The organism is Yersinia sp. 1252 StPb PI, assembly GCF_048593885.1.
GTDB lineage: Bacteria > Pseudomonadota > Gammaproteobacteria > Enterobacterales > Enterobacteriaceae > Yersinia > Yersinia enterocolitica_E.
Genome location: NZ_JAZGQE010000263.1, coordinates 1 through 4,482 on the forward strand (window position 1 = coordinate 1; position 4,482 = coordinate 4,482).

The following is a 4,482-nucleotide window of genomic DNA, read 5'->3' on the forward strand; positions in this document are numbered from 1 at the left end:
ATTATATATTTAATGCTAATAAAATTTATACCATTGTGATTTTCGGTTCGATGCTGGGGATGGAAAACAGCAAATATCCACGTAAGCAGTATTATAAAAAGTGTTAGCTGAAATGTTAAAAACCAGTAAGAAAGCGCGATAGGCCAGTATAAAAAATAGAGCAGAAAATACGATGACCTTCAACAAATTTCAGCATATTTACGCATTCTTTATGAGCAAGCGTTTCAAATATGTGCGACAGGTTCACCCTTGATTAAAAATGGCTTGCCATCGAATACAGAGTATGTGATAACGCATATGGGTAAAACGAGGTACAGTTCTGTATATGTGTGGCATTTTCAGTAAAGAAGTTCTGAGTAAAGACGTTAGCGTTGAATACCGCTTCTCTGCCGATCCTTATCTTAGTGCCTCAAGCAGTAACGACTCTAGTTTGTCTATGTAAACGCCTACGGGCGAGTTAAACAATCCAAAGGAAATACTCAAGATGGCAAAGATCAAAGGTCAAGTTAAGTGGTTCAACGAGTCTAAAGGTTTCGGTTTCATCACTCCAGCTGACGGCAGCAAAGATGTGTTCGTACACTTCTCTGCAATCCAGGGTAATGGTTTCAAAACCCTGGCTGAAGGCCAGAACGTAGAGTTCGAAATCCAAGACGGTCAGAAAGGTCCGTCTGCAGTAAACGTTACTGCAATCTAATCAGCTCTTTTGCTGTAAAAACCCGCCTTTGTGCGGGTTTTTTCGTATTCAGGGTGCGATAAATATTATCTATCCGTTAAGGCAAAATAATTAAGCCGGAATGTTGATTACGGCCTTTAATCCCTGGATGGGTTGGATCAATCGCTTGCTGCTGGCTGGTTCGGCGGAAACTGGTATATTTGAAGTGACTTTTATTATTATCATCATGTTGAATAGTCGTACAAATAGTACAACTGCCTACATGATCGACTTGATGAATTCCTGCACTTCGTAATTGGTGTTCAGCAATGGCCGCTAAGTTGAGGTGGCGAAATCGGGGTGAAATGATATTTTTAGCCAGTGGTAATTTATTAATAAACCTTTCGACCAACTCCTCATTGACTTCATAGCAGCAAGACTGTGCGGCAGGCCCTATGGCTGCAACCCAATTTACAGGGTCATCATCGCGCGCAATACGCTCAACCATCTTTAAGATAATGCCATCAAATAAGCCCCGCCAACCGGCATGAACCACCGCAATGGCTCTCCCTTGTCGTTGGCTAAAAATGATTGGCAGACAATCAGCCGTCAGAACGGTCAATAAAATGCCTGCTTGAGTGGTATAGAAACCATCGGCTTCACCACACTCTTGTCCCGGGGCGATCACATCGATAATCGTAGTGCCATGAACCTGCTTTTTAATGGCTTGTGAAGCCTGATATGGCAAGAGGCAGGAAGGTAGCAGGGCCGATTTATTGCCAAAACCATGGCAGAGGGTGGTGATTCGGCTAAGTTGTGGTGAAAAATCAGTCATAGAACCTACCTAATGAAGAAAAAGAACGCCACTCAGTGTAAGCCGATTTTTAAGTTATTGACCAGTCACCTTTTCTTTTAAATCGCCGTTAGTGAATTGTTGCAAAATAATGCATCTTGTATCACTGTTTTGGCACCCGTTAGTGTCTGGGATAGGGTTTAATGGCAGCTATGATGCACGCTATTCTCCAGGGTTGATCTTAATGATTCCTAAACCAAAAACTGACAGTAACAACTTTATTCGTTGGCGCTTTGGCTTGTTGTGTAGTTGTATTTTAATGTCACTTTTTGGCCTGCTGGCACGGGTTGCCTGGCTGCAAGTTATTGAACCGGACCCGCTGGTAAAAGAAGAAGACATGCGTTCAGTGCGTGTGGTGGCAACACCCAATACACGCGGTATGATAACTGATCGTGGCGGGCATCCGTTGGCGGTCAGTGTCCCGGTCGAGGCCATTTGGGCTGATGCCAAAACGGTACTGGAAAAAGGCGGGGTAGGTACTACCGAACGCTGGCAGGCATTGGCACAGGAACTCAATATGCCAATAGGCCAATTAATCAACCGTATCAATCAAAACCCCAATGCCCGTTTTATCTATCTTGCCCGACAAGTTGAACCTAATGTTGCTGAGTACATTCAACGCTTGAAACTGCCCGGTATCGCGACCAAAGCGGAGTCACGGCGTTTTTATCCGTCCGGTGATGTGGCGGCCAATTTAATTGGTTTCACTAATATAGATGACCAGGGTATTGAAGGCGTAGAAAAGAGCTTTAACTCGCTATTAAGTGGCACCGCTGGCAGTAGAGTGGTACGTAAAGATCGCTTTGGCCGAGTGGTTGAGGATATCTCTTCTACTGATAGCCACCCGGGACAGAATGTTGAACTCAGTATTGATGAGCGTTTGCAGGCTGAAACATCCCATGCGCTGACCAATGCTGTCATGTTTAATAAGGCTGATTCTGGCTCCGCAGTGGTTATTGATATTAATACTGGCGAAGTCTTGGCGATGGCCAACTATCCCACCTTTAATCCGAATAACCGCGCAGCCACGGCGGAAGAGAATTTTCGTAATCGGGCTATCAGCGATATTTTTGAGCCGGGTTCGACAGTCAAACCGATGGTGGTAATGACCGCATTACAACATCATCTGGTAAAGCCAGACAGCGTACTGGATACCCATCCTTATGTGCTGAGTGGGCACCAAATTAAAGATGTAGGTTTTTATCCCGCGCTATCGTTGACCGGCGTATTGCAGAAATCAAGTGATGTTGGCGTCTCTCGCCTGGCATTGGCAATGCCGTCTTCGGCATTAATGGAAACCTATGCGTTGTTTGGTTTGGGAAAACCGACTCAGTTAGGCCTTACCGGTGAAAGTAGCGGGTTAATGCCACAGCGGCAACGCTGGAGTGATCTGGATCGCGCTACCTTCTCTTTCGGTTACGGCTTGATGGTGACGCCGCTGCAACTGGCTCGAGTCTATGCCACCATCGGCAGCTTCGGTATTTATCGGCCATTATCGATTACTAAGGTCGATCCTCCGGTGTTAGGGCTACGGGTATTCCCCGAGGCTCTGGTACGGCAAGTGGAACATATGATGGAAAGTGTGGCGCTGCCCGGCGGTGGCGGAATGAAAGCGGCCGTCAGGGGATACCGGGTTGCCGTTAAGACGGGGACTGCTAAGAAGATTGGGCCAAATGGCCAGTATATTGATAAATATGTGGCTTATACCGCGGGTGTCGCGCCTGCCAGCCAACCCCGTTTTGCCTTGGTGGTCGTGATAAACAATCCGCAAGGCGGCAAATACTATGGCGGCGCGGTTTCTGCCCCGGTATTTAGCGATATTATGGGGCAAATTTTGCGCACCATGAATGTTGAACCTGACGCTATTCCAGCAGGGATGGTACACCATAGCTGATATTCGACCGATTTATGGCGTTAAACAGTGGCTTGCAACGGTGGAAGTGCTTCTTTAGACTAACGCCGTGTCTGTCCGCGATTCTGGCGGTTATTTGTCTGTCATCTGGAAATCAACCATGTCTTATCAGTGCCCCCTTTGTCATCAGGCTTTGCAGCTTAGCGTGCAGCAGTGGCGTTGCAGCAATAATCATCAGTTCGATTGCGCCAAAGAGGGTTACGTCAATTTGATGCCAGTGCAGCACAAGGGATCGAAACAACCAGGAGATAGCCCGGAGATGATGCAGGCCCGGCGGGCATTTCTTGATGCGGGATATTATCAGCCCTTGCAGCAGCGGGTGTGCGAGCTTCTGGATGCCACGTTACCACTGGATGCCACCATGTTGTTGGATATCGGTTGTGGTGAAGGTTATTACACCGGCGCTGTGGCAGATAGGTTAAATCGGCGGCGTCAAATGGCTGTTTTCGGTTTAGATGTGGCAAAAGTCGCCGTAAGGTATGGCGCAAAGCGCTACCAACAGGTGAGCTTCTGTGTAGCTTCCAGCCATCGCTTACCTTTTGCCCATAATTCGCTTGATGCGGTATTAAGGATTTATGCACCGTGCAAAGCGGCGGAGTTATCACGTACCGTGAAACCTGGCGGGATTGTGGTTACTGTTGCCCCTGGGCCGCGTCATCTCTATCAGTTAAAAGCACTGATCTACCCAGAAGTACAACTCCACGGTGATGCACAAGAGCACCTTGAGGGGTTTGACTTGCTGAGTTGCGAAAAACTGGCTTATGAAATGAAACTTCCGGGTAAGCAGAGTTTTAATTTATTGCAGATGACCCCTTTTGCCTGGCGGGCATCAATCGAGATGGGGCAGGAGTTGGCTGCGCGGCAGGCATTTATCTGTGAAACTGACTTTGTCATTGCGTTGCACCGCCGCAGAGAAGAGCCTGCGGCTGAAATTGCAGCCGTGGGCAGTGACCAATAGTCTATGCTGTTAGCCTTGGCCTGACAGTGTTCGGGCCACGAGTCTTATATAAATTATATCAATCCAGATTTGATTTTTAATAATCACCAATACCTTAATATTAGCTA

At 47.1% G+C, this 4,482-nt stretch carries 5 protein-coding genes; 4 read left to right on the forward strand and 1 reads right to left on the reverse strand.

The window, feature by feature from the left end; all coding sequences use genetic code 11:
* Window positions 1-325: 325 nt before the first annotated feature.
* Window positions 326-442: a DUF2627 domain-containing protein gene (locus tag V2A85_RS22140; protein WP_002211058.1), complete on the forward strand. Its 117-nt coding sequence runs from the start codon at window positions 326-328 to the stop codon at window positions 440-442.
* 42 nt (window positions 443-484) lie between these two features.
* Complete coding sequence (gene cspE, locus V2A85_RS22145; RefSeq protein WP_002221949.1) at window positions 485-694, forward strand: transcription antiterminator/RNA stability regulator CspE; 210 nt, start codon at window positions 485-487, stop codon at window positions 692-694.
* A gap of 76 nt (window positions 695-770) precedes the next feature.
* Here cspE and pgeF read toward each other — a convergent pair whose 3' ends face one another.
* Entirely contained in the window at window positions 771-1,487 is a 717-nt protein-coding gene (pgeF, locus tag V2A85_RS22150; protein ID WP_420072382.1) for a peptidoglycan editing factor PgeF, read from the reverse strand.
* A gap of 202 nt (window positions 1,488-1,689) precedes the next feature.
* On the opposite strand from pgeF, the gene ftsI reads away from it, so the two are divergent.
* A complete protein-coding gene (gene ftsI / locus V2A85_RS22155) occupies window positions 1,690-3,399 on the forward strand; it encodes a peptidoglycan glycosyltransferase FtsI (RefSeq protein WP_372559215.1) in 1,710 nt (569 codons plus the stop codon).
* Between the two features lie 118 nt (window positions 3,400-3,517).
* Entirely contained in the window at window positions 3,518-4,375 is an 858-nt protein-coding gene (gene rlmA, locus V2A85_RS22160; protein ID WP_420072383.1) for a 23S rRNA (guanine(745)-N(1))-methyltransferase, read from the forward strand.
* The last annotated feature ends 107 nt before the right edge of the window (window positions 4,376-4,482 follow it).